We start from the raw sequence: 22,299 nt of genomic DNA, 5'->3' as shown, positions 1-22,299 counted from the left end.
TCAGTCCAGCCTTCGCAACATGTCCGCTTCCTGCTCGAGAATAGTGGCCACTTCCTCCCGTTGGAGATGCGTCATCATCAGGCTGACGCAGCACTCGAGATAGGTGATCGAGGCGCGCCGCAGGTAGGCAGCCGTCTCACGTTCGGCCATCTGGTCGATCTCTCTCGCGGGTCGCTTGGGTCGCATGAGGATGATCCTCCGTATCGGGTCCTCCCGCCAAACCACAAGCTTGGGCGGATGTTCCGCACGATCTCGGGAAAGATTCGACCGCCGGCTCGCATCATGCCGGAAGGTTCTGCAGCCCGCCGGATGCGGGCCTCGCTCTTTTGGCAAAGCCTGTCATCTGATCGCCGATGCGACTGCCTTCGAGCGCCGCGAAATAATCGATCGTCAGCTTGAGCCCTTCGTTGAGGGGCACCTTCGGTGTCCAGCCGAGCAGCGCTTTTGCACGCGAAATATCGGGCTGCCTGCGCCGAGGATCGTCTTGCGGCAGCGGCAGAAATCTCAGATCCGATTTGGTGCCGGTCATCGCCTTTACCAACGCCGCCAGTCGCACGATGGTGAATTCTCCGGGATTGCCCAGATTGACCGGTTTGCCCGGATTGGGATCGATATCCATCAGGCGCCTCAATCCATCGATCTGATCGGAGACGTAGCAGAAGGAACGCGTCTGCAAGCCGTCGCCGAAGATCGTCAGAGGACGTTTCTCGAGCGCCTGCATGATCAGGTTCGAGACGATGCGGCCGTCCGCCGGATCCATTCTCGGACCGTAGGTGTTGAAGATGCGCGCGACGCGCACGTCGGCTTTGCCGGCTCTCAGATAATCGAAGCAAAGCGTTTCGGCGGTGCGCTTGCCCTCGTCGTAGCAGGCGCGTGGGCCGGTGCAGTTCACATGGCCAACATAGTCCTCCCTCTGGGGATGTTGCTCCGGATCGCCATACACTTCGCTCGTCGAGGCCTGTAGCAGCCGCGCGTCATTGCGGACAGCGAGTTCTAGCAGGTTAAGCGTTCCGATCACGCAAGTTCGCGTGGTGTGTATCGGGTCGGCCTGGTAACGCGGCGGCGAGGCAGCGCATGCCAGGTTGTAGATACGATCCACGGGCTCGCCGAGATCCAACGGCCGGCAGATATCCTGCTCGATCAAACGGAAACCCGGCTGGTCCATGATCGAGATGATGTTCTCCATGCGTCCAGTCAGGAAATTGTCGGCGCAGATCACGCGCCAGCCGTCGCGGAGCAATGCTTCGCAAAGATGCGAACCGAGGAATCCCGCACCGCCGGCAACAAGCACTGCCTTTGCCCTTTGCGCGTTTCTTTTTTGTCGCATCGTAGTTTTCTCCTGTCTGCCGGTCATGCTGCGCTTCCGATGTCGAAATCGAGGGCCGCCGCCCTTGGCTGTGTCAACGCCGCCACGAATTCGCGGGCCCTGGCCGCACCGGTGTGGGATGCGAGGACGCGTTCGCGGGCCCGGCGGGCCATGGCGAGGCGTGTGCGCTCGGACTCGCCGAAGAGGATCTCGACGACATCGTCCGTCTCCCCGGCGGTGTGGATAGCCGATGCGGGAAAGAAGCTGTCGAGCCCCGGCCAGCGATCGCTGATGATGGGCGTGCCGCAAGCAGCCGCTTCGAACAGGCGCACACTGGGCGACCACCCGGCGGCGATCATGGAACTGCGTGTGACGTTCAGCGTGTAGCGCTGACGGCTGTAGAACGCGGCATGATCGGCGGGCGGCAAATGTTCGATGCGTTCGACATTGTCCGGCCAGATGATATCGGATGGGTATTGCGAGCCGGCTACGACGAAACGGCGGTCCGGCATATGTCGTGCGGGTTCGAGCAGCAGCGCGTTCAGCGTTGCCTGCCGATCCGCGCTGTAGGTGCCGAGATAGCCGAGATCCCAGCGGATCGGATCGCCGGTCCGGTGATGCCGTTCCGGGTCGGCCGAGCAGTAGAGCGGTTCGGCTCGGCGCGCGCCGAACTCCTCCACCAGATGGCCAAGCATCGGCCCGCCGGTGAACGAGAAGTAGACATCGAAATACGGAATCTGCCGCCAGCTCAGATAATCGCAATCATCGGCCGAAAGCTGCGCCACGGTCACCGGTGTGTCGATGTCGTAGAAGCAGAAGCGCCCCTTGCAAAATGAAGCGACGATGTCGATGACCACGCGCCCTTCAGGCACGAAGGAGCCGATGACGACGATGTCGGCCTGCTCCAGGCACCGGGCGTAGTCGCGTTGCAACTCCGCAGTGGTTTCGTAGTAACGCAAGGCGCAGAAATCCGGATCTCGCAGATCGCGGTGGTTGGCGTACCACGGCACGTCGCGCTCCAGAAAGGTCACGCGGTGGCCGAGTTCGTGCAGACCTTTCAGCAGGCCTCGAAACGTCGTGGCGTGGCCGTTTCCCCAGGACGAGGACAGCGACAGGCCGAGAAAGACGATGTTCAATTGCTTGGTCATTCCGCTGCCTCCACGGTCCCCTGCTCGAAATGACGTTTGAAGACGGCATCGGCCACGTCCGCCCGCAGCGCGTAGGTATGGTCGGCCAGCACGCGGCAAAGTGCGGCCTGGCCGATTGCTTTTGCCCGACTGGAGGTCAGCGAGCGCATGATCTCGGCGACATCGTCGCCGTCGCGCGCAACCAGGATCTCCTCGCCTGGTTTCAGGAACAGTTCCACGCCCAGCCACGCATCGGTGATGAGGCAGGCACCGGCGCCGGCTGCCTCGAAGACACGCGTGGCCGGTGAAAAACCGTTTACGGCCATGCTGTCGCGACTGATGTTCAGCACCGCCATGGGTGTGACGTTGAAGGCATTATGATCGCGGGTGCCAACGTGACCAAGCCAGCCGACATTGGCGGGAAGCGGCTTGTCCCCCCAGCCAGATCCGCCGAGCAGAAAACGCTGTTTCGGAAGCTGGCTTGCGGGATCGAGGAAGAACGCTTCGACGCGTGCCTCACGATCCGGCAGCCGGTTGCCCAGGAACGCCAGATCGCAAGCGAAACGCGCATTGCCGATGACCGGGTGATGGGTTTGGGGATCGAGCGCATTGTAGATCGGCACGCATTCGTTCGCGCCCATGGCATGGTAGGCCCAGACGACGGGGTCGCCGCCGCCATAGGTCAGCACAAGGTCGATTTCTTGAAGGGCGCCATGGAGCGGATGGTCCGGTTCGTCGCGCAACTGGGCAAGGGTTGCTGGAGCGTCCACGTCCCAGAATACCACCAGCGCGTCGCTGCGGGCGTGGTCGAGGACGGCGCGCAGCAGCGCCTCGTCCTCGAAACCGACGCCACTCGCCTTGACGACGATGTCGGCGCTGGCGGCGCGTGCCGCGACCTGCATCAGCGCGTGCTGGGTCGCTTCATAAACGACCACAGTGCACCAGTCAGGCGCCTCGATGTCGCGGTTCTTCTGCCGGTCGTAGACGTCGGGCTCATAGAAGGTGATTTCGTAGCCCAATTGGGAAAGCGCCTTCAGCAACCCGCGATAGTAAGTCGCGGCACCGTTCCAGTAGGACGACAAGAGGCTCGATCCGTAGAATGCCATCTTCATGCGGCGGCTTCCTTTGCGGTGGTCTTGTTGATGGTGTGTTCGGCTGTGCATTCCGTGAGCACGCCGAACAACTCGTCGACGCGATGCCGGCAGGTGTGCCGCGAGCGGATGGTCTCGAGACCCGAAGTCACCAGGGAAGCCGCGAAATCCGCATCGGCCAATACCGCCCGCAGGTGTTGCCGCATTTGCGAGCCATTGTGGGCAAACAGAAAGTCGACGCCGGGCCTGAACAGCTGCTCGACATCGGACCATGGTGCTGAAATCAGCGGAATGCCGCAGGCGAGCGCCTCGAACATGCGGATCGTCGGAATTCCGGGCAAACCCTCACGATAGGGGCGCCGTGGGATGTGGACGGTGACACGATGCGCGGCGAACGCCTTCGGCACGTCGGCATTGGCGATCCATCCGTCATAGCGCAGTCCGGCGGCGGCTAGGTCCGTGAGCGCCGGCTTGGGATAGCGGACGCCGTGCACCGTGGCCTCGAGGCCGAGATCGCGCACCGGCTTGATCAGAAACTCCCTGAGTTCGACGGTTCGTTCATCGTCGCCCCAGTTTCCAATCCAGACCAGATCGGACGTGATGTGGATCTCCGGGTGCGGCTTGAACAGGCGATCGTCCGCGGCTTCATGCCAGGTGAAGACGCGCTTGCCCCAGCCGGCGCGCAGATAGCTCTCGCGCAAGGCCTCGCCAAAGGCGAGAACGCCGTCATAGTGCTCCAACCGCAGCGCCGAGATTGCCTCGGTCGCCGATACGGCCCGGTGGTGGGTGTCATGAAACAGAAGGATGAAGTTGCCGCCAGCGGCCCGGGCACGGCCGATGCGTGCGACAAGCTCCGGATCCGTCCACTCATGAACGATCACGACCTCGGCCTCATCGATCCAGGCTTCGTGATCGAACCCGGCATCATAGGTCACCGGCATCAGTTCTGGGAAATCCTTGCGGAAGCGTTCGATGGCGAAGGGTCCCTTCTCGGCCAGCAGGTTCGAACGGCTCCAACCGTCCGCCGGCTCCAGCGCCACCGCCTGGTGCCGGCGCGCGATCAGTTCCCGCATGATACCGCGCAGGAAATGGGCATTGCCGTGGTTCCAGTCGGAAACGACCGAGTGGGTGTAGAACAGAAAGCGCATGGTCAGCGCCCCGCCATGGCCAGGGCCGCCTTGTCGTAGACGCCTCGCATGGCCGCCGCTTGCCTGACCAGTGTAAACCGGCGGCTCCGTCGCATGGCTGCCTGGCCGAGCTCCCGCCTGAATTCGGCGTCGCTGGAGAGACGATTGAGGCAGGCAGCGAGGTCGTGCGGATTGCGCGCATCAAAGAACATCGCGGCCCCGTCCCATAGTTCGCGATAGGTTGCGATGTCGGAAAGCACCAGTGGCGTTGCCGACATGGCAGCTTCCAGCGCGGCCAGACCGAATGGCTCATAGATCGATGGCGACACGAAAATACCGGCGCGCGCCATCAAGGAGCGCACCTCGTGAGAGGGCAGTGCTCCCAGAGGAACAGCATAGCTGAAGCTGGTATGCCCGCCGTTCGGACCGTGCATCGAACCGGCGGCAAAGACGGGCCATTGCGTCAGCGACGCGGCCTGGTCGACCACCGCCGCATTCTTGCCCTCGTCCCACCAGCGGGCCGCGGCGAAGACGAGTGGTTGACGTTTTTCGGCATTCGGGACGGGACGGGCGCCATTTGCAACAACATGCAGGCGCGCGATCGGGCCGTAGCAGGCCTCAAGCATGTCGGCGTGGCTGCGGCTCGGCGCGATGACTGCGTCGGCCCGATCCAAGCCGCGCCTGTTGCGCTCCTTCTGCCAGGCCCATGCGCCGTCCACTGTCTGTTTCCTGACGGCGTGGAACCATGTCGTCACGCAGGAATGGGAGACCACCACGGCTGGGCATGGCGCATCGAATCCCGATGCCTGCGTCGGCGCGTTGAAATGGACAAGGTCGATGGCGTGGTCGCGCATGGGCGCAAGCAATTCCCGCGGCAGCGCGTCGAGATCGCCGCCGTCGCGGGTCATCCAATCCGGCGGCGTGTTCAACCAGACCAGCGTCGTGAAAGCCTCCGCCTCCTCGGCCTGCTGCCTCGACGGTTGCGGACCGAGGCCGGCAAGCACCACGCTGTCGCCGCCGTTCACAAGTTCCCGTGCCAGATCAAGCGCATAGCGCCATACGCCGCCCACGGCATCGACGGTCATCAGGATGCGCCGCGAGCGCGGCGTCAGTGTCCGCAACATGTCGCCTCCAGTTCCGCCAGCGGCCGCGGCCGCCTCTCCTGGATGTCACTGAATTTCTGGAAAGATGCGAGGTAGTGGTCATGGGCGCGTTCCCAGGCAAGGTCGTCGGGTTCGCCCCAAAGCTCGCGGTAGCTGGGCGAACTCGGATACGGGTAAAGCGGCACAGGTTCGTTGGCCCATACGCCGTGGTCGATCAGGTGGGTTCGCCAGTGCTCGACCAGGGCGGGATCATCCTCGACCACGCCGATCAGATTGGCCTGGACGAATGGAACGTGACGTCTGGCATCGACGAGCAGCGCGGCGAGTTCCTCGGTCCCCAGCCGGCAGCGCTTGGCCAGCATTGCCCGGCCTTCGACGGTCAGGCTTTCGAGACCGGCTTCAATGGAGACGCAGCCCGCGGCGCCCAGCAATTCCAGCAGCTCGGGCTTCCACAGATCGATGCGGGTCTGTACGCCGAATTTCACGTCGCGATCGACCAAGGCTTCCAGCAACGCTTTTTGCGGCAGGAAGATCTCGTCGATGAAGTAGATGTAGCCGACACCTTGGGCAATCAGCCGATCGATCTCCGCTACCACCGCTTCGTGGTTTCGACGGCGATAGGCATCACGGAAATCGATCTTGGCGCAGAAGCTGCAATTGTAGGGACAGCCGCGCGATGCCTCGACTTCCGCGCCGAACCCGACCTGACTGTCGTCAAACCTGTGATGGTGATGCGCATGGGCTGCGATCCAGTCCGCTGGCCATTCGAGCGGCGGATGGTCGGCAAACGAGCTGGCGTGGACGCCGCCGTTCGAAACCACCTTGGCGTCCCGTAGATAAGCGGTTGAGGGCACCGCGCTCCAATCGTCGCGCTGGGCAAGTTGCTCGACGACTTCTTCGCATTCGCCGCGCACGACGATGTCGACACCAAGCTTGCGCAAGGTTGGCACCGGCGTCGCCGAGCCGTGCGGCCCGACCGCGACCGTGCGTCCACCGCGCCCGGCCAGACGGTTGAGGAAATCGGCCGGCACACGCAATTCCGGCGGTGCGCAGCGCCAGAACAGATAGGTCGGAGCGGTACTGACGACGGTCATAGCCGGGGCGAAATCAGCCACCCGCTCGCAGAGACCGGAATTATCGAGCTTCTGCAACTGGCCATCCAGCATCAGCACCTGATGTCCGGCGGCTTCGAGCAGGGCCTTCGAATAGCCGAGTTCCAGCGGCAGATGCGGTTGGCGGCAGCCGAAATAAATGCTGTCGTCATACGTCCAGGACGGGTTCACCAAGGCGATATTCATGCAACGTACCTCACGGCTTCAGGGCGAGGCTCGAGCCGATGGCGCTGCAGCCAGTCGGCGAGGTCGCGGATGCCTTCGCGCCATGAAACATGGGCCATCCAGCCAAGCGCGGTTTTGATCTTGCGGGTGTCGGCGACGAAGAAGGGCTGGTCGCCGGTGCGTTCCCCATCATGGCGGATTGAAAGATCATGGCCGGTCAGGCTACGGATTTCGCTCAACAACCTGCGCAGGCTGACCGCATTTTCCGGGCCGCCGCCAAGATTGAATGCCTGGCCTTCGGTGGTCTCGATGCGATCGAGCACGGCCCTGTAGGCGGCGACGGCATCGGAGACATGCAGGATATCGCGCACTTGCCTGCCGTCGCCGTAAATGGTGATCGGGCGCCCCGTCAGCGCGCTGAGCAGGAAGTGCGCGACCCAGCCCTGGTCCTCGGTTCCGAACTGGCGCGGTCCATAGATGCAGCTCATCCGCAGCACCGCCGTCGGCATGCCGTAGGATTTGGCATAGTCGAGCACATACTGATCCGCCGCGCCTTTGGAGCAACCGTAGGGCGTGCAGAAGTCCAGGCCCCGAGCCTCATCGATGCCGTTCGCCTGGATGACGCTGTCGCAAGGCACATAGCAATCGCCGTCCTCGCGGACCGCGACGTCGGGCAGGCTGCCATAGACCTTGTTGGTGCTGGCAAAGATCACAGGGATGCGCTCACCGCTCAGTCGCGCCGCCTCCAGAACGTTGAACGTCCCGCGAAGGTTGATGTCGAAATCCTCGCCCGGCTGGACCAAGCTTGTGGTGACGGCGGTTTGCGCGGCCAGATGGAAAATTGCCCTGGAAACCATCAAGACAGGCGCCAGTGCGTTGGCGTCTCGCACGTCGATCGTCTCCACCGTGAGGCGACCACCGTGTTTTTGCGCCAGCCATTCAAGGTTCTGCTGGACGCCCGGACGGCTGAGATTGTCGATCACCAGTACCGGCTCGCCATCCGACAACAGGCTGTCGGCGAGGTTCGATCCTATGAAGCCGCTGCCGCCGATGATGGCGACCGGCGCGTCGCGTCGATTGCGTGTGTTCATGAGACCAACCCACGTTCTTCGAGCTCGCGCTTCATGTCGGCGCCGCGGTCGACGGCGGACGTGTTACGCACCCAGGAAACGAACTCGCCGAGCGAATTCTCCAGTTGCCGTACCGGCTCGAAACCGAGCAGCTCACGGGCCTTGGAGATATCGGCGAAGCAGTTCCGGATATCGCCGGAGCGGGCTTTGCCGAGCAGTTCCGGCGAGCGGTTCGGTGTCCCCATGGCTTCGGCCAGCAATCGCGCGACTTCGCTGATCGCATAGGCGCGGCCGCTGCCGATGTTGATGACATGACCCCTTGCCTGGCGTTGCTGCAGAGCAAGGCGAAAGGCGCGGGCGACGTCACGCACATGGACGAAATCGCGCTTCTGTTCGCCATCCTCGAAAATCATTGGCCGTTGGCCGTTGGCGAGACGCGAAGCGAAGTTGGCAAGCACGCCGGTATAGGGATTGGATAACGCCTGGCCGGCGCCGAAGACATTGAACAGGCGCAGCGCGACCGCATCGACGCCATAGGCCTCGCCGAAGATCAGCACGGCGCGCTCCTGGGCGTATTTTGTCAGCGCATAGATGGAGGCGAGATCTACCGGCTTTTCTTCGTCGGTTGGCAGCGGCGAGAGGGCGTCTCCCTCCGGCGACAGCGGGTCCCATTGCCCACTCCTGATGTCGCTCGCCTTGCGCCGAGCATTGTCGACACGCCGGCCGTCGGACGTGGCATAGAGTCCCTCGCCGTAGACACTCATCGACGAGGCAACGACGATGCGCTCGACCGGGTGTTTGATCAGCGCCTCAAGCAGCGTTGCGGTGCCGAGATCGTTGCTGCCGACATAGCGCGCGATCTCGTACATCGATTGTCCGACGCCGACTTCCGCCGCCAGATGAATGACCGCGTCAATGCCTTCCAGCGCCCTGGCGACCGCCTCCCGGTCGCGGACGTCGCCCTTGATCAGTTCGGTCCCGGCGGGAAGCGCGACGGCTTCGCCCGCATGCACCTGCTCCAGCAGCGCATCGAGGATGCGAACCGAATAATCCTGCTCGACGAGTTCCTGTGCGACATGCCGGCCGATGAAGCCGCAGCCTCCTGTAACCAATATGCGTTTCACGACGACTCCTCAGACAAGTAACCTCGGCGCCCCGAACTTTTCGGCAAAAGGTTTGTTCCCTTGCTTCAACAAAGTTCCTTTGGCCGGTCCCATTGGGAGCCGGCGCAGCGCGATCACGGCGCGGTTCTGGAACATTGACGTGCTTGTGCTGTTAGGACGCCCGACAGCCCGCGTGTCCTATGTGGCAACGCCGATGATCAAAGGAGATTTCAATGTCTCAGTCGCAAATGACCACCAACCATGACGAAATTCGCAAATGGGCCGAGGAGCGGGACGGCCGGCCGGCGGTGGTGCGCACCAAAGGCGAGGGCGGTATCCTGCGGATTGACTTCGGCGAGCCCGAGGAAGCATTCGAGCCCATCGAATGGGACGAGTTCTTCCGGATATTCGACGAGAATGATCTGGCCTTTCTGTATCAGGCCAAGACCGGTGAGGGGAAAGCCAGCCGTTTCAACAAGTTCGTCGAGCGCAATCAGAAGGGCTGATGACGCCGGTCAAGCGGCCTATCTGTACGGCCAGTTTTTCGAGATGTGGTGAACAATGACGGCCCCGCGGCTTAGCACTTCAGCCTAAGAGGTCTTGGAAAACAAACTAATGCATCAGTTTTGCGCCGCGGGTTTTCGCCATCTCTTGCATGATGTCGTTGAGCCAGTTTTCAGTGGATTGACCAAGCTGTCTGCGGTCGACATCCCGGATCGCTTGCTCGAGCGTCCTCTCGACGAGCCGATCCGATGCCTCGACGTCTGCCAGCAAAAGGCGCGCCGCAAGTCGCAGTTTGGGCAAAAGCGCGAAGACGTCGTCGGAGGGGTCCGGCACGGGGGCCGCTCGCCCAGATGCCTGCGGGGGAAAGAGCGCGTTGAACACCGCCTGGCTGCCCGAGGATTTCCGCAAATTGCTGGCGTAGCGGAGATGATCGGGAATGGCGATGTCGTCATCGCCACTGAAGAACACGAAGGGGACACCCCGGCGCATCAACTCATCGGCGATTGGAAACACGCGTCGGCCATTGAGATTGACGTCGAGGATTGCAGCTTCAGCCGTCCCGGTGTGTTTGGATGCCTGTTCGACGGTTGCAGCGGGACCGAGGATGATGGCACCCATATTGCTGAAAAACCGCGCAAGATCTCCCGCCATCGCCCATTCGTCTTCGACTATCAGAATATGCAGCCCCCGCAGGTCGCGCACGTCGTCATCCTTTCTTGGAACGGAGGTTAGAATGCAGCGGATTTGCCTTCCGAATTCTGTCGTCCAAGGCCGCCTGCAACCGTCTCGTAAGCGCCAGCATGCGATCAGGGACGGCCCCAGCATGGGAACTTCCAAGCGATCCAGGCTCCCCTGATACCACCGGCGTCGGGAGTTTTATGTCAGCAGATCGTTTTGTCATTGAACCACCATTGATATCGGGTTCAACGTCATCCCTGACGTCTTGTTCCATCCGTCTTGCGCGCTATATGGTTGTGTCCTGTCCGCCGGCCTTGAGGGGATTTCAGGTCGGGTCGGCGAAAGGGGGACATGACGTGACAGCCCAACCGAAAAGGTTTCCCATCGTGGGCATAGGCGCGTCCGCGGGCGGCATTCCCGCGATGGAAGGTCTGTTCAAAGGCGTGGCCGGTCAGCCTGGTATGGCTTTCGTCATCATCACGCATCTCAGCCCCAAGCGCGAAAGCCTGTTGCACGAGGTCATCAGCCGCTACACCGACATGCCTGTCATTGTGATCGAGGACGGCATGGTGGTTGAACCTGACCACGTCTATGTGATGCCGCAAAACGTGACATTGGCCATTGAATCGGGGGTGCTGCACCTCCGCCGGCCCAATGGGCTTACCCAGGAGCGCAAGCCCATCGATATCTTCTTCGCCGCATTGGGTGAAGACCAGGGCGAATATGCCGTTGGCGTCATCCTGTCGGGCGGCGACTCCGATGGAACCCTGGGCGCCAAGGCCATCAAGGAGCGGGGCGGGTTTACCGTCGCGCAAGCGCCGGACGGCTACGGGCCGCGCAATCCCGACATGCCGCAGAGCGCTATTGCCAGCGGACTCGTCGATGTCGCTGTGCCCGCCGAGGAGATCGGGGCGAAGCTGGAGGCTTTCGCCCGCGGCTTCGACCCGCTGGAAGGGCTTGCGGAAGAAGATGGCGACCACACGGCCGACATCGATAAGGTGCGAGAACAGATATACGCCATTCTGCGCAGCCACTCCGGCCACGACTTCTCGGGCTACAAGACCAAGACATTCCTGCGCCGCGTGAAGCGGCGCATGCAGATCGCCCAGGTCCATTCCATCAGCGCTTATATAGACTGGCTGAAGAAGGATGCTCGCGAGGTGATGAACCTTTTTCGCGATCTGCTGATCAATGTCACCAACTTCTTTCGCGACCCCGATGCCTTCGAGTTGCTCGAGCGAAAGATCATACCGCAGCTGTTCGAAGGCAAGACCGCCAGCGACACCGTCAGGGTCTGGGTTCCCGGATGCGCCACGGGCGAGGAGGTGTTCTCCATCGGCATCCTGCTGCGCGAACACATGGAGAAGCTTACGGTCGTTCCGCGCGTCCAGATATTCGCGACCGACATCGACGAGCCGGCGCTGGCGGTGGCGCGGGCGGCACGCTATCCGGAAGCCTTGCTGCAAGGTCTTTCTCCCGAACGCAAACAGCGGTTTTTCAACGGCGATGGCGAAAGCTATGTCATCAGCAATGCGATACGCGAACTGTGCATCTTCTCGCCGCACAGCGTCATTCGCGATCCACCCTTCTCGCGCATGGACTTGGTCTCCTGCCGCAATCTGCTGATCTATTTCGGCCCGATCATCCAAAACCGCGTCATCCCTGTCTTCCATTATGCGCTGAAGCCCGGCGGTTACCTTTTCCTTGGCACCTCCGAAAGCGTCGGGCAGCACGACGATCTGTTCGCCACCGTCGACAAGAAACATCGCATCTTTCATGCGCGGGAGCATGCCTCACCGCACATCAGACTGCCGGCCCTGATCGGGGAAAGTCATTCCAGCGTCTTCCCATCCGAAAGCGCCGGCTCGAAGAAGGGACTTGTCGGCTATCCCCTGCGGCAGGCAGTGGAGGCGCAGGTGCTGGAACGGTTCGCGCCGCCGCATGTCCTGGTCAACGCCGAGGGCGATGTCGTCTATTATTCGGCCAGGACCGGCAGATATCTCGAAGCGCCACAAGGCATTCCCAGCCGGCAGTTGCTGACGATGGCAAGGCGTGGGCTGCGGCTGGACCTCCGCGCCGCACTGCGCGAAGCGACGACCACACGCCGCACAGTGGTGCGGGAAAACCTGACCGTGGAGGAAGATGACGAACGGGTGCAGCCGATCAGGCTGACGATCGAGCCGCTCGCCGAACGCGGCAATGGCGAGCCGCTTTATCTCGTCCTGTTCGAACCGTCGGGGCCGACCCAGGCCCGCTCAGAGGAAGACGGCGGCAGCCGTGACAGTGACAGCACCGCCGATCTCGAGCGGGAACTGCGCGATACCAGAGAGCGCCTGCAATCGATGATCGAGGAATACGAGACCGCGCTGGAGGAGGTGAAATCGTCCAACGAGGAACTCGTCTCCGTCAATGAGGAGGCGCAATCCACCAACGAGGAACTCGAAGCCTCGAAGGAGGAGATGCAGTCGCTCAACGAGGAACTTAACACGATCAACGCCGAGTTGACGGCCAAGATAGAAGAGCTCAACCACGCTAACGGCGATCTGCGCAACCTGTTCGAAAGCACCGACATAGCGACCATTTTCCTCGACCGCAGCCTTGTGGTCCGCACCTTCACGCCGGCGGCGTCATCCTTCTTCAGCCTGCGCCCCTCCGATGTTGGCCGGCCGCTGACGGATTTGTCGAGCCAACTCGACTACCCAGAGTTGAAGCAGCACATCGACAAGGTGTTCGAGACAGGCGAGATCCTGAATCACCATCTGCCGCGCGATGCTAGGGGCTTGTTCCACATGGTCCGCATCAATCCCTATCGGGACAAGGGCAACAGGATCCAGGGCGTGGTGGTGACACTTGTCGATGTCACCACGCTGGCACAGGCAGAAGAGCATCAGCAGGTGCTCATCTCGGAACTTAACCACCGGGTCAAGAACATGCTTGCGGTGATCGCCAGCATTGCAAGCCGCACGCGGGAAAGTTCTGATACGAAGGAGGAGTTCGCGGATGCGCTGATCGGCCGCCTGCATGCCATGTCGCGGGCCTACGGCCTGCTGACCCGGGAGAGATGGAAGGAAGCCTCGGTCAGGGAATTGCTCCAGCAGGAGCTCGAACCATTCGGCATCGAGCGGGTTGAACTCGATGGCGCAGACCTGAAATTAGGCCCGCAACAGGGGCTTTCCCTCAGCATGGCCATTCATGAACTGGCCACCAATGCGGCCAAGTATGGCGCTTTGTCAAAAGTCGACGGCAAGGTCAGTGTGCAATGGTCGATCGACCATGACAGTTTTACATTTGGCTGGCGCGAAAAGAACGGTCCTCCTGTAGAGGCGCCGTTGGACAACGGCTTTGGCCTGACCCTGTTGCAGGGAGAAATCGGTTACAGGCTCGGCGGCCATGTCGAGACCGCGTTCCACAAGGACGGCCTCAGCGTCCAGATCGCGTTTCCGGCAAATCACAAGGAGGCACCGTGAGCGACGACAGGCCGCGCGTTCTGGTGGTCGAGGACGAATGGCTGATCGCCGAAGACGTCGCGTCTCGCCTGCGTGCTGCGGGTTATCCGGTGATCGGCCCGGTCTCGTCGGTCGCCGCGGCTCGTCAGCTTATCGATGCAGGCAAGGCCGACGTGGCGCTGCTGGACATTCAATTGAACGGTGAAACAAGTCTGCCCGTGGCCGAAACATTGCTGGCTCGCGGCATCCCCTTCGCATTCATGACCGGATTTGGGCCGCGCGACGTTCCCACACCCTTCCGAAACTGCAAATTCGTGCCGAAGCCGGCAGGCGACGCTGCACTTCTCAACACCCTGGCCGACCTGGCATCGCTTCGGCCCGACAAACACTCGCTGTGATTTCAAGAGGCCGGTTTCGATTAGTCCAGGGGCTTGTCGGTCGGCCTAGGCGTGGTGCTCGCCTGACGCGGCCGGCCGGCGTTTCGATTGGCAACCGGATTGTCCAGCGGCGGGGCCGATGGCCGGGATGTGCCGGCGGTTTTCGGCGTCAGCGGCTTGGCACCGGCATCCGCATCACTGGCGTCCCGTTTCGGGTGCGGGAGAGCATCGGCGTTTGGCGACCGGACGCTGGGTTTCGATGTGGGATTCTCATTGCTCATGGCGATAACTCCTTCGCAGCGGGCGGGCACGACAGTCTCGCCGCCCTGAGTTTTTTCTGCGGGTCAACCGTCGCCACGGTCGAAAGTTCCAGGTTCCTCGGCAGCGTCGGAGCCATCCCTGGCGGAAAATTCGCGCAAGGTGGACCCCGCGCAAGATGCCGACGTCTCAGCCATGCGGTCGCATCACCACCTTGATGCAGCCATCCTGCTTGTCGCGGAACTTTTTGTAGAGATCCGGTCCCGCTTCGAGGTCTGCCTTGTGCGTGATCACGAAGGAGGGATCGATGTCGCCCTTTTGCACCATGGCCAGGAGCGGTTCGAGATAGCGTTGCGTGTGCGTCTGACCCATTCGGAAGGTCAGGCCCTTGTTCATGGCGGCGCCGAACGGAATATGATCGACGAGGCCGATATAGACGCCGGGCACCGAGATGGTGCCGCCTTTGCGGCAGGAGTAAATTGCTTCGCGCAATACATGCGGCCTGTCGGTGCCGAGATAGACGGCAGCCTTGACCTTGTCGAGCATGGAGTCGGCACTGGCGCCGGGATCCGACTCGGTACCGACACAGTCTATGCAGCGATCCGGACCGCGGCCATCGGTCATCGCCATCAAGGCGTCGTAGATATCGGAGTTGCTGAAGTCGAGCGTCTCGGCCTTGCCGTGCTCGCGAGCCATCGCCAGCCGCTCCGGCACCTTGTCTATGGCAATGACGCGGCCAGCGCCGAGCATCCATGCGCTCTGAATGGCGAACTGACCAACCGGACCGCAGCCCCAGATAGCGACGGTATCGCCTGGCTCGATGCCGGCGTTTTCAGCCGCCATATAGCCGGTTGGAAAGATGTCGGAGAGGAACAGCACCTGTTCGTCGTCCATTCCCTCGGGCACCTTTATCGGACCGACATCAGCGAAAGGAACGCGCAGATATTCGGCTTGCCCGCCCCAATAGCCGCCGACCAGATGCGAGTAGCCGAACAGGCCAGCCGGGGATTGCCCCATCACTTCGGCAGCCTCTTTGGCGTTGGGATTGGACCTGTCGCAAAGCGAGAATAGCCCCTTCTGGCAAAACCAGCATTCGCCGCATGAGATGTTGAAAGGCACCACGATGCGGTCGCCCTTTCTGAATTTCGAATGGCCGCTGCCGACCTCCACGACCTCGCCCATCGTCTCGTGTCCGAGCACATCGCCCGACTCCATCGTCGGCATATATCCGTTCATCAGATGCAAGTCCGAGCCGCATATGGCGCAACAGGTGACTTTGATGATGACGTCACGATCATCCTCGATGGCGGGATCAGCCACCTGGTCGCATCGAATGTCGCCTTTGCCGTGCCATGTGAGGGCTTTCATGATGGTGCTCCTGCCTTGGAAGAAGGTCGGCAGAAGAGTCTGCCCGACATTTTGGTTTGGCGTGAAGGCCGAAGGTCAGCCTTTGGAGGCAGAACCCGGCTCGGCCATCTTGCGGTGCTGTTCGGCCAACGTGCCTGCCGGCGTCACATGTGCCGCGGCGACCTGCAGCTTATTCTTCCAGCCGCTGATGACTTGTTCCTCACCGTCCATCATCGCCTCGTAGCCGGCCTCGGCCACATCGGCGGGATTGTCCTTCTCGTCGGTGCCGACCTTGGTATCCATCATTTCGGCGCGTTCGAAGAACCGCGTCTGCGTTGCCCCGGGCATCAGCACGGTGACTGTGACTCCTGTGGCCTGCAACTCATGACGCAGTGCGATCGAGAAGGAATCGATGAAAGCCTTGGTGCCGTTGTAGACCGCCTGGAAAGTGCCGGGCATAAAACCAGCGATCGATCCTGTGAAGAGAATGCGGCCTCGGCCGCGGCGTGCCATCCTGGCTCCGAGTTGATGCGCGAGATAGACTGTCCCGGTGATGTTGGTGTCGATGATGCGGCGCACTTTTTTCCAATCCTGATCTACGAAACCACGGCCGAGCCCACGTCCGGCATTCAGGAACAACAGGTCGACATCGCGATCGCCGATCCCGGCGATCAAACGATCGACACCCTCCTCGGTCGCCAGATCGGCCTCGATGGCTTCGACCGTCACACCATGCGAACCGAGCGCCTCAGCTGCCTGCTGGATCGCGGGCTCGTCGGCGGCTAGGATCAGGTGGTAGCCGTCCTTGGCGCACAGTTTGGCGAGTTCCTTCCCAATGCCGCTCGAGGCGCCCGTCACCACGGCCAATTTTTCATTCGTCATCTCGTCCTCCGAGCTTCGCTTCGGCCGAACCACTGTCGGGGCGGATTGTTCCGTACGGAGAGGTGAATGCGTGGCCGTATGCAGGCCGTGACAAGGATTTGTTCTTGAGTTCAATGAACACGCGGCGTGGAGAGGTGGAACAACTCAGGTCCGGGCGAGTTCGATATCATGCAGCATCGTTGCTCCCCTTGTTTGATGCTGCACGATCGGGTCCCCTCAGCCTGGTCCGCTCGCGCTTTCTATCGGAAAGCGCGAGCATCTAATCACCTCGACAATCATGTTTTGGAACAACAAACCCGTTCGGCAGTTCGGGGCGCAGGAGGAATAAAATGCAATACGCCGAGGAAATCGCGCTCAGGCGCGTGAAAATGCTGGTCGAACAATATGTTGTCGCCAGGAGCAGGAGATATGATTTCGTCTCGACGGAACTTGCCTGCAAGGCCATTCGCCAAGTCGTACGGGGTCCGATCGAAGACGCCGAACTGGATCATTTGCTGGCTAGAAGCGCGGTCAAACAGGGGCTTTCGGTGCGGTTCGACCGAATAGGTCATTGGCAGGCGGCTTCGCCCGAACTCAGCCAGGAGAAATCGGCATGAGAGCAGTGCTATTGATGTCAGCGGCATTACTCGCCTTGGCGGGGTGCAACGACAATGCCGATCCGGCCAAGTCCAAGACGGACACTACGAACAGCCAGCCGGTCGACAAGAGTCCCACGACGGACACCAACCCGACGCCGCAGACCAGCACCGGCGGCGACCAGCAAGGTACGCAGCCAACGCAGCCCGCATCTCCAAAGCCAAGTGGCGGCTAGGCCTATGGAGCGACGCAACGCAATAATCTCGCTGGTGATAGCGGCGGTCCTCATTGTCGGTTTCATCGTCGGCTTTTTCTACGTTGACATGGGCTGGCAGACCTCCCCGCTGAAACGTGCGCCGGAGCAGAACCAGGGCGGCAATGCCCCGGCGGATACCGCCCCGGCTGCGGGCGTCCAGAAAAATCCCAGGGAAAACACGGAAATGCCGGGGCAACAGTGATCGACGGCCGGCAGCAACAGGAGAGGGCGACCTCGCGGTGACCCTGCCGAACTGAGTTCAATACAGCACCGATCTGGAGTGTGGATGATGGGCATCCTTTCCGACCTCGACAAGAAGCTGACGGACAATATGTACGAGCATGGCAGCGAACTCACCGATGCGGTTTCGGACCTGCCGGAAGCAGTCGTGGAAGCGGTCGAACGGCTGATGTTTTTCATCCAGCCCGACGCGCGCGACACAGTCAGAAGTCAGGTTCTCGGCCTCGTTAACGAATACAGAATCCGAGACGCTTCGAGCGGGGATCGCCCCGACTGACCTTCAGCTTGCGCTGATGCGCCAATTGAAACCGATCTGGACCTCGCTCGCCGCCTCGTGCTCCGGATCGGGAGCCGCGGTCGTTGACGGACCCGACGAGCGCTCTAGATCAGATTTACGCAGGCCGCAGTTTTGTTGGGCCGGGGAGACTTATTCCGTGGCGCACCAAACGCCGGATTTGATTGCTAGACGCCGCCATCTCAGGCTCGACTGCCTATGCCTGCTTCTGCTGATTTTGTCGGCATGCTCATCTTCCGATCAGGTCGAGCAGCAATCACGAACTGCGGCCTCTGCATCGCAGGCCGTGATGATGACGCTGGACGCTTGGGCGGCGGGGGCGGCGCCGACCACATACACGGTGGATACGCTGCAATCGATCGGCAAGACGCTTGCCGATGCCGGGGCGCAAATCCGGTCCGCGCAAACCAGTGAACCCGCCGAGCAAGCTTCCATTACAAAAGCAGTCAACGATTTGTCGGTCGCGGTGGCGCGTGCAGAGGCCGGATTGCAGGCGCGCGATCGGCCGGAAGTCCAAGACGCGCAACAAGATCTACGGCTGGCATCGCGTGCGCTCGCTACCGCCTACGCCAAGTATTTCGCGCCGAAGCCATGAAGAAGCTCATGGAAATATCCCTCGGCGTCGTCACCAGCGTCGGCGGCTTCCTCGAAGTCGGGTCCATGGCGACGGCGGCGCAGGCAGGCGCGATGTTTGGCTTCCAGTTGATCTGGGCGGTGGTGCTCGGCACGATCTGCATCATCTTCCTTGTCGAAATGTCCGGCCGGTTCGCGGCTGTGAGCCATCACACGATCTCCGACGGCATCCGCGAGAGATTCGGCTTCAACGTATTCCTATGGCCGTTGCTTGCCGCCCTGCTGGTCAATTTCCTAGTGCTGTCCGCCGAGCTCGGCGGCGTTGCCATCGCGCTCGAACTTGCCACCGGCATAGGCTTTCAGTGGTGGGCACTGCCGGTGGCTTTGCTGGCATGGCTGCTGCTCTGGAAAGGCACGTTCGGCTTCATCGAGAAGGGCGTATCGATTCTCGGTCTAGTGACGCTGTGTTTCGTCGTCGGAGCGGTGATGCTGAGACCCGATTGGACGGCAGTCGCAAGGGGCGCCGTGCCTTCGCTGCCAGTCCACGATGCCGCCAATTACTGGTTCATGGCGGTCAGCATTCTCGGCGCCTCGATATCGCCGTACCTGTTCATGTTCTATTCCTCGGGGGCCATCGAGGACCGGTGGGACAAAAGCTATCTCGGAGCCAATCGGGCCATAGCGGGGTTGGGCATGACCTTCGGGGGCACCATCTCGATCGGCGTGTTGATCGTGGCCGCTCTAGTGCTCGCCACGCGTGGCGTTACCCAAGTGGACGACTATCACCAATTGCCGTTGATGCTGATCCCCATATTCGGCTTCTGGGGCTTCGTGCTGTTTGTTGCCTCTCTCGCCATTGCCTGCTTCGGCGCCGCATTAGAGGTCGGGTTGCAACAGGCCTATCTCGTGGCCCAGGGTCTCGGCTGGAATTGGGGGGAGGATCGCAAGCCGCGCGACGATCCGGGTTTCAGCGCTACTTACACGATATCATTGCTTTTGGCGGCTATTCCCATCGCGCTTGGTCTCGATCCGCTGAGGCTCACCATCTTTTCCATGGCGCTGACGGCAGCCAGCCTGCCGCTGACGGTCGTTCCTTTCCTGTTTCTGCTGAACGACAAAACTTATGTCGGCGAGTATCGCAACGGCATTATCTCGAATGCCGCAGTCATCTTCATCATCGCGCTTGGCTTCGTGCTGGCCGTGGTGACCATCCCGCTGCAGATATTCGGAGGCACATGATGAAGTTGCTGCGTGATCTCCTGGACAAGCAGGTGGTCGATCGCGAGCAGGTCAAGATCGGCAAGGTCGACGGGCTGGTGGCGGAGTTGCGGCCTGGCAAGCCGCCTCGGATCATTGCCATCGAGCTCGGCTCCATCACCCTGGCACGTCGCCTCGGCGCACGGCCTGGGCGCTGGATGGCGCGGCTCGCGGTCAAGTTGGGTGGCAAGCAGCATGGCGAACCCCATCGGATCGCCTGGCACAAGGTGAAAGATATCGGCATCGATATCGAGTTCGACATCGATGTGCGAGAAACGTCGATCTTCGCCTGGCAGGACTGGTTGCGCGACCATGTCATCGGGCGCATTCCGGGAGCTTGATGATGGCCACGGTCAATCTCGAGCATCTGGCTGGGCGACGCGTACTCTCGCAGCGCGGCAAGAATGTCGGCTATATCGAGGAGATCCACGCCGAACGGGATGGTGACGATTTCGTCGTCACCGAATTCCATGTCGGGGTCTACGCCGCTTTCGAGCGCCTCTCGGCCTCGGCCATAGGCGTGGCAATGCTGGATCTTTTCCGATTGCGCCGCCGCGACGGTCTATATCGCATCCCTTGGAACAAGCTCGACATTTCCGATCCCGCGCGACCGCGGCTGCTGTGCCCAATGACCGAACTCTCAGGCATGAAGGGCGCACCAGACCTCCAGGAATAGGCCGTGGGGTGCTGCATCGTCGGGATCGTTCTCAGCGCAGCATGCTTGCCGCCAGGAAAACCACGGCTGCTATCAAAACGACAGCTGCAATCACCAACACCGGCCAGTTGCCGCCGGGCCGCAGTTCCGGCTCGCCTTCGACGGGGCGCATGGCATTGGCAAAGCTGGCATCGTTTTCGAATTCTGGGCGATTGCGCGGCGGACTTGTCTCAGCGACCGGATTTTGTGTGTCCGCGGCCTCTGCGTCTGTCTCAAGCGGGGCAATGGCGGGATCGAACCCCGGCGTCTTGTCCTGCGTCGCTCCTGCCTGAACTTCGCCTCTGGCCGCGGCAGGGGTCGGACTTGAAACCTTGGCCATGATTTCTCCCTTTCAACCACGCCCTGGCAGACTTGCACTTGTGAGCGCGGCGAGAGCAAAGCTTGCGTGCGCCGGAGCGGCCTACCATGGTCGATTTGCTCGCCATGCGGTCCCTCGTAGCGCACGCCAAACTTCTGCCGCCGCCGATTTGTTCCAAGCAGCAACACTCACGGCCTGAGTCGTTCACACGAGGCTGTGGCGCTCAAGAATTTGGCTGTGGAGCATGGCGTCGCCACATTGGCGTTGGACCAGCCTTGGCAGATCATATGAACAGTCACTGCTCGCTGGGGGAAAATGAACCGACCCGTCGCTGCCTCGCGATTGAGGCCATGACGGCAGGTTCGCGATCAATTTCACAGCAGATCTTTCCGAAGGAAGATGCGGGCATGTCCAGGGATCCCGAATTCGACTTTGCCAAATTCCTCGAAACCATGGCGCATGTAGAATACCGGTGCCTGGAAACTGCTCGTCTCCACGACGGCCTTCTTACAGCCACGCCGGATGGCTTCTTCCTCGACAGTCCTGAGAAGTTGTGAGCCAAAGGATTGGCCACGCAACTGCTCAGGCAGGAAGAACATGTCAAGAAACAGGAGCCCGAGCTCCGTTCTGCCCCAAAGCCCGCCCCAGACTCTTCCTGAGTGGTCGCAAAGCTCCGCTCCGATAACAGCTCGGTCGTCGATCCCGGTCTGTGCGATGTTGTATTGATAGAGCGCTGCGGCGGCCCGCGCTCTTTCATCCTCGCTATAGGTCAAAGTGGTTGTAAATCTCTCGGATCGGAATGACATGCATTTTCCTCCTGGGTGGCACAGGCATGAGATCCGCCGGCAACGTCGGTCACGGCCAAGATGAACTCGTTGCCAACGCCAAGAAATAAATCCGACATCCATCTCAGGCGCCTTCAAACGCCGCGGGCTTTGTGGTCTTCACAAAATGTTACGTGAAGGAACGTTCGCGCCTGACTCTTCTTATGCAATCGAGGCGGTTGTCGCCTCGTGGATTTGAAGGAGAAGAAGAATGCCCAATCAAGGTGGTAGTCACGAACAGCATGTGAAGGCAGGCCAGCAGAGCCACAAGAACGCCGACAATAAAAACCGTCAGCAACAGCAAGCCGCTGGTGGTGGTCAACGGCAGCAGGGCGATGGATCCGGCATGCGTGGTGGAACCCACGAACAGCACGTGAAAGCTGGCGAACAAAGCCACAAAAACGCTGATCGCGGGTGATTTCAGCAGACCCACCCCGAACTATCGGGGTGGGTCTGATTGCATCTGAAGGGGTACCGACGAAGAGGCCGGGTCGCGAAGTGGGCCCCCCCGGGGTGGGGGCCCGGGGGGCGGCCGGGGAGGGCCCCCCCCACGGGGCGGTGGTGGCGGG

At 61.4% G+C, this 22,299-nt stretch carries 26 protein-coding genes; 11 read left to right on the top strand and 15 right to left on the bottom strand.

Annotation, left to right across the window (positions count from 1 at the left end):
• The 9 genes from NKH52_RS26510 to NKH52_RS26470 all read right to left on the bottom strand — a co-directional run bounded on the left by NKH52_RS26510 (position 1) and on the right by NKH52_RS26470 (position 9,225).
• The gene (locus tag NKH52_RS26510) at positions 1-186 is read right to left on the bottom strand and encodes a hypothetical protein (protein WP_352631300.1); all 186 of its coding nucleotides are present in this window, start codon (positions 184-186) and stop codon (positions 1-3) included.
• 94 nt (positions 187-280) lie between these two features.
• Positions 281-1,327, bottom strand: a complete 1,047-nt coding sequence (locus tag NKH52_RS26505; RefSeq protein ID WP_127254995.1) for a UDP-glucuronic acid decarboxylase family protein — start codon at positions 1,325-1,327, stop codon at positions 281-283.
• A gap of 23 nt (positions 1,328-1,350) precedes the next feature.
• On the bottom strand, positions 1,351-2,454 hold the full coding sequence (locus NKH52_RS26500; RefSeq protein ID WP_352735169.1) for a CgeB family protein: 1,104 nt from the start codon (positions 2,452-2,454) through the stop codon (positions 1,351-1,353).
• Positions 2,451-3,545 carry a CgeB family protein gene (locus tag NKH52_RS26495; protein ID WP_352735167.1) on the bottom strand — a complete coding sequence of 365 codons (1,095 nt, stop codon included), beginning with the start codon at positions 3,543-3,545 and terminating at the stop codon, positions 2,451-2,453. The genes NKH52_RS26500 and NKH52_RS26495 overlap by 4 nt, the downstream gene beginning before the upstream one ends.
• Positions 3,542-4,672, bottom strand: a complete 1,131-nt coding sequence (locus tag NKH52_RS26490; RefSeq protein WP_352735165.1) for a CgeB family protein — start codon at positions 4,670-4,672, stop codon at positions 3,542-3,544. The genes NKH52_RS26495 and NKH52_RS26490 overlap by 4 nt, the downstream gene beginning before the upstream one ends.
• A 2-nt stretch (positions 4,673-4,674) precedes the next feature.
• A complete protein-coding gene (locus NKH52_RS26485; protein ID WP_352735163.1) occupies positions 4,675-5,775 on the bottom strand; it encodes a glycosyltransferase family 4 protein in 1,101 nt (366 codons plus the stop codon).
• Positions 5,760-7,052 carry a TIGR04295 family B12-binding domain-containing radical SAM protein gene (locus NKH52_RS26480; RefSeq protein ID WP_352735161.1) on the bottom strand — a complete coding sequence of 431 codons (1,293 nt, stop codon included), beginning with the start codon at positions 7,050-7,052 and terminating at the stop codon, positions 5,760-5,762. The genes NKH52_RS26485 and NKH52_RS26480 overlap by 16 nt, the downstream gene beginning before the upstream one ends.
• Positions 7,049-8,122: an NAD-dependent epimerase/dehydratase family protein gene (locus tag NKH52_RS26475; protein ID WP_352735159.1), complete on the bottom strand. Its 1,074-nt coding sequence runs from the start codon at positions 8,120-8,122 to the stop codon at positions 7,049-7,051. The genes NKH52_RS26480 and NKH52_RS26475 overlap by 4 nt, the downstream gene beginning before the upstream one ends.
• Positions 8,119-9,225, bottom strand: coding sequence for an NAD-dependent epimerase/dehydratase family protein (locus NKH52_RS26470; RefSeq protein ID WP_127292234.1), 1,107 nt, complete (start codon positions 9,223-9,225; stop codon positions 8,119-8,121). The genes NKH52_RS26475 and NKH52_RS26470 overlap by 4 nt, the downstream gene beginning before the upstream one ends.
• Before the next feature lie 212 nt (positions 9,226-9,437).
• Between NKH52_RS26470 and NKH52_RS26465 the strand changes: the two genes are divergently transcribed.
• Positions 9,438-9,710, top strand: coding sequence for a hypothetical protein (locus tag NKH52_RS26465; RefSeq protein ID WP_127292237.1), 273 nt, complete (start codon positions 9,438-9,440; stop codon positions 9,708-9,710).
• A gap of 106 nt (positions 9,711-9,816) precedes the next feature.
• On the opposite strand, the gene NKH52_RS26460 is transcribed toward NKH52_RS26465, so the two are convergent.
• Positions 9,817-10,410 (bottom strand): response regulator, encoded by a 594-nt coding sequence (locus NKH52_RS26460; protein WP_023809469.1) that lies wholly within the window; start codon positions 10,408-10,410, stop codon positions 9,817-9,819.
• A 332-nt stretch (positions 10,411-10,742) separates the two neighbouring features.
• Between NKH52_RS26460 and NKH52_RS26455 the strand changes: the two genes are divergently transcribed.
• Both NKH52_RS26455 and NKH52_RS26450 read left to right on the top strand, forming a co-directional pair.
• Entirely contained in the window at positions 10,743-13,853 is a 3,111-nt protein-coding gene (locus NKH52_RS26455) for a CheR family methyltransferase (protein WP_352735156.1), read from the top strand.
• The gene (locus NKH52_RS26450; protein WP_023809467.1) at positions 13,850-14,230 is read left to right on the top strand and encodes a response regulator; all 381 of its coding nucleotides are present in this window, start codon (positions 13,850-13,852) and stop codon (positions 14,228-14,230) included. Before NKH52_RS26455 ends, NKH52_RS26450 begins: the two co-directional genes overlap by 4 nt.
• Before the next feature lie 426 nt (positions 14,231-14,656).
• Here NKH52_RS26450 and NKH52_RS26445 read toward each other — a convergent pair whose 3' ends face one another.
• Together NKH52_RS26445 and NKH52_RS26440 are read right to left on the bottom strand one after the other, a co-directional pair.
• Complete coding sequence (locus tag NKH52_RS26445) at positions 14,657-15,835, bottom strand: zinc-dependent alcohol dehydrogenase (RefSeq protein WP_352735154.1); 1,179 nt, start codon at positions 15,833-15,835, stop codon at positions 14,657-14,659.
• Between the two features lie 75 nt (positions 15,836-15,910).
• Complete coding sequence (locus NKH52_RS26440) at positions 15,911-16,696, bottom strand: SDR family NAD(P)-dependent oxidoreductase (protein WP_127292248.1); 786 nt, start codon at positions 16,694-16,696, stop codon at positions 15,911-15,913.
• A gap of 329 nt (positions 16,697-17,025) precedes the next feature.
• On the opposite strand from NKH52_RS26440, the gene NKH52_RS26435 reads away from it, so the two are divergent.
• From NKH52_RS26435 to NKH52_RS26400, 8 genes are all read left to right on the top strand, one after another.
• Positions 17,026-17,292, top strand: a complete 267-nt coding sequence (locus NKH52_RS26435; RefSeq protein ID WP_127292250.1) for a hypothetical protein — start codon at positions 17,026-17,028, stop codon at positions 17,290-17,292.
• The gene (locus NKH52_RS26430) at positions 17,289-17,507 is read left to right on the top strand and encodes a hypothetical protein (protein WP_352735152.1); all 219 of its coding nucleotides are present in this window, start codon (positions 17,289-17,291) and stop codon (positions 17,505-17,507) included. Before NKH52_RS26435 ends, NKH52_RS26430 begins: the two co-directional genes overlap by 4 nt.
• A gap of 4 nt (positions 17,508-17,511) precedes the next feature.
• On the top strand, positions 17,512-17,730 hold the full coding sequence (locus NKH52_RS26425) for a hypothetical protein (protein ID WP_127292255.1): 219 nt from the start codon (positions 17,512-17,514) through the stop codon (positions 17,728-17,730).
• Between the two features lie 84 nt (positions 17,731-17,814).
• Positions 17,815-18,045, top strand: coding sequence for a hypothetical protein (locus tag NKH52_RS26420; RefSeq protein WP_127292258.1), 231 nt, complete (start codon positions 17,815-17,817; stop codon positions 18,043-18,045).
• A gap of 157 nt (positions 18,046-18,202) precedes the next feature.
• Positions 18,203-18,658, top strand: coding sequence for a hypothetical protein (locus NKH52_RS26415; RefSeq protein ID WP_352735149.1), 456 nt, complete (start codon positions 18,203-18,205; stop codon positions 18,656-18,658).
• Positions 18,655-19,875: an NRAMP family divalent metal transporter gene (locus NKH52_RS26410; protein WP_352735147.1), complete on the top strand. Its 1,221-nt coding sequence runs from the start codon at positions 18,655-18,657 to the stop codon at positions 19,873-19,875. The genes NKH52_RS26415 and NKH52_RS26410 overlap by 4 nt, the downstream gene beginning before the upstream one ends.
• On the top strand, positions 19,875-20,234 hold the full coding sequence (locus NKH52_RS26405; protein ID WP_128303897.1) for a hypothetical protein: 360 nt from the start codon (positions 19,875-19,877) through the stop codon (positions 20,232-20,234). Before NKH52_RS26410 ends, NKH52_RS26405 begins: the two co-directional genes overlap by 1 nt.
• A gap of 2 nt (positions 20,235-20,236) precedes the next feature.
• Positions 20,237-20,569 (top strand): hypothetical protein, encoded by a 333-nt coding sequence (locus NKH52_RS26400; protein ID WP_128303898.1) that lies wholly within the window; start codon positions 20,237-20,239, stop codon positions 20,567-20,569.
• A 31-nt stretch (positions 20,570-20,600) separates the two neighbouring features.
• Here NKH52_RS26400 and NKH52_RS26395 read toward each other — a convergent pair whose 3' ends face one another.
• The 3 genes from NKH52_RS26395 to NKH52_RS26385 all read right to left on the bottom strand — a co-directional run bounded on the left by NKH52_RS26395 (position 20,601) and on the right by NKH52_RS26385 (position 22,163).
• Positions 20,601-20,927 carry a hypothetical protein gene (locus NKH52_RS26395; protein ID WP_352735144.1) on the bottom strand — a complete coding sequence of 109 codons (327 nt, stop codon included), beginning with the start codon at positions 20,925-20,927 and terminating at the stop codon, positions 20,601-20,603.
• Between the two features lie 353 nt (positions 20,928-21,280).
• Positions 21,281-21,712: a GNAT family N-acetyltransferase gene (locus NKH52_RS26390; RefSeq protein ID WP_352735142.1), complete on the bottom strand. Its 432-nt coding sequence runs from the start codon at positions 21,710-21,712 to the stop codon at positions 21,281-21,283.
• A 148-nt stretch (positions 21,713-21,860) separates the two neighbouring features.
• Positions 21,861-22,163 carry a hypothetical protein gene (locus NKH52_RS26385; protein WP_352735140.1) on the bottom strand — a complete coding sequence of 101 codons (303 nt, stop codon included), beginning with the start codon at positions 22,161-22,163 and terminating at the stop codon, positions 21,861-21,863.
• Between the last annotated feature and the right edge of the window lie 136 nt (positions 22,164-22,299).

The organism is Mesorhizobium sp. M1066 (assembly GCF_040318635.1).
Classification (GTDB): domain Bacteria; phylum Pseudomonadota; class Alphaproteobacteria; order Rhizobiales; family Rhizobiaceae; genus Mesorhizobium.
The sequence above is the reverse complement of the archived record's forward strand: the minus strand, read 5'-3'. Positions and strand labels throughout refer to the sequence as shown.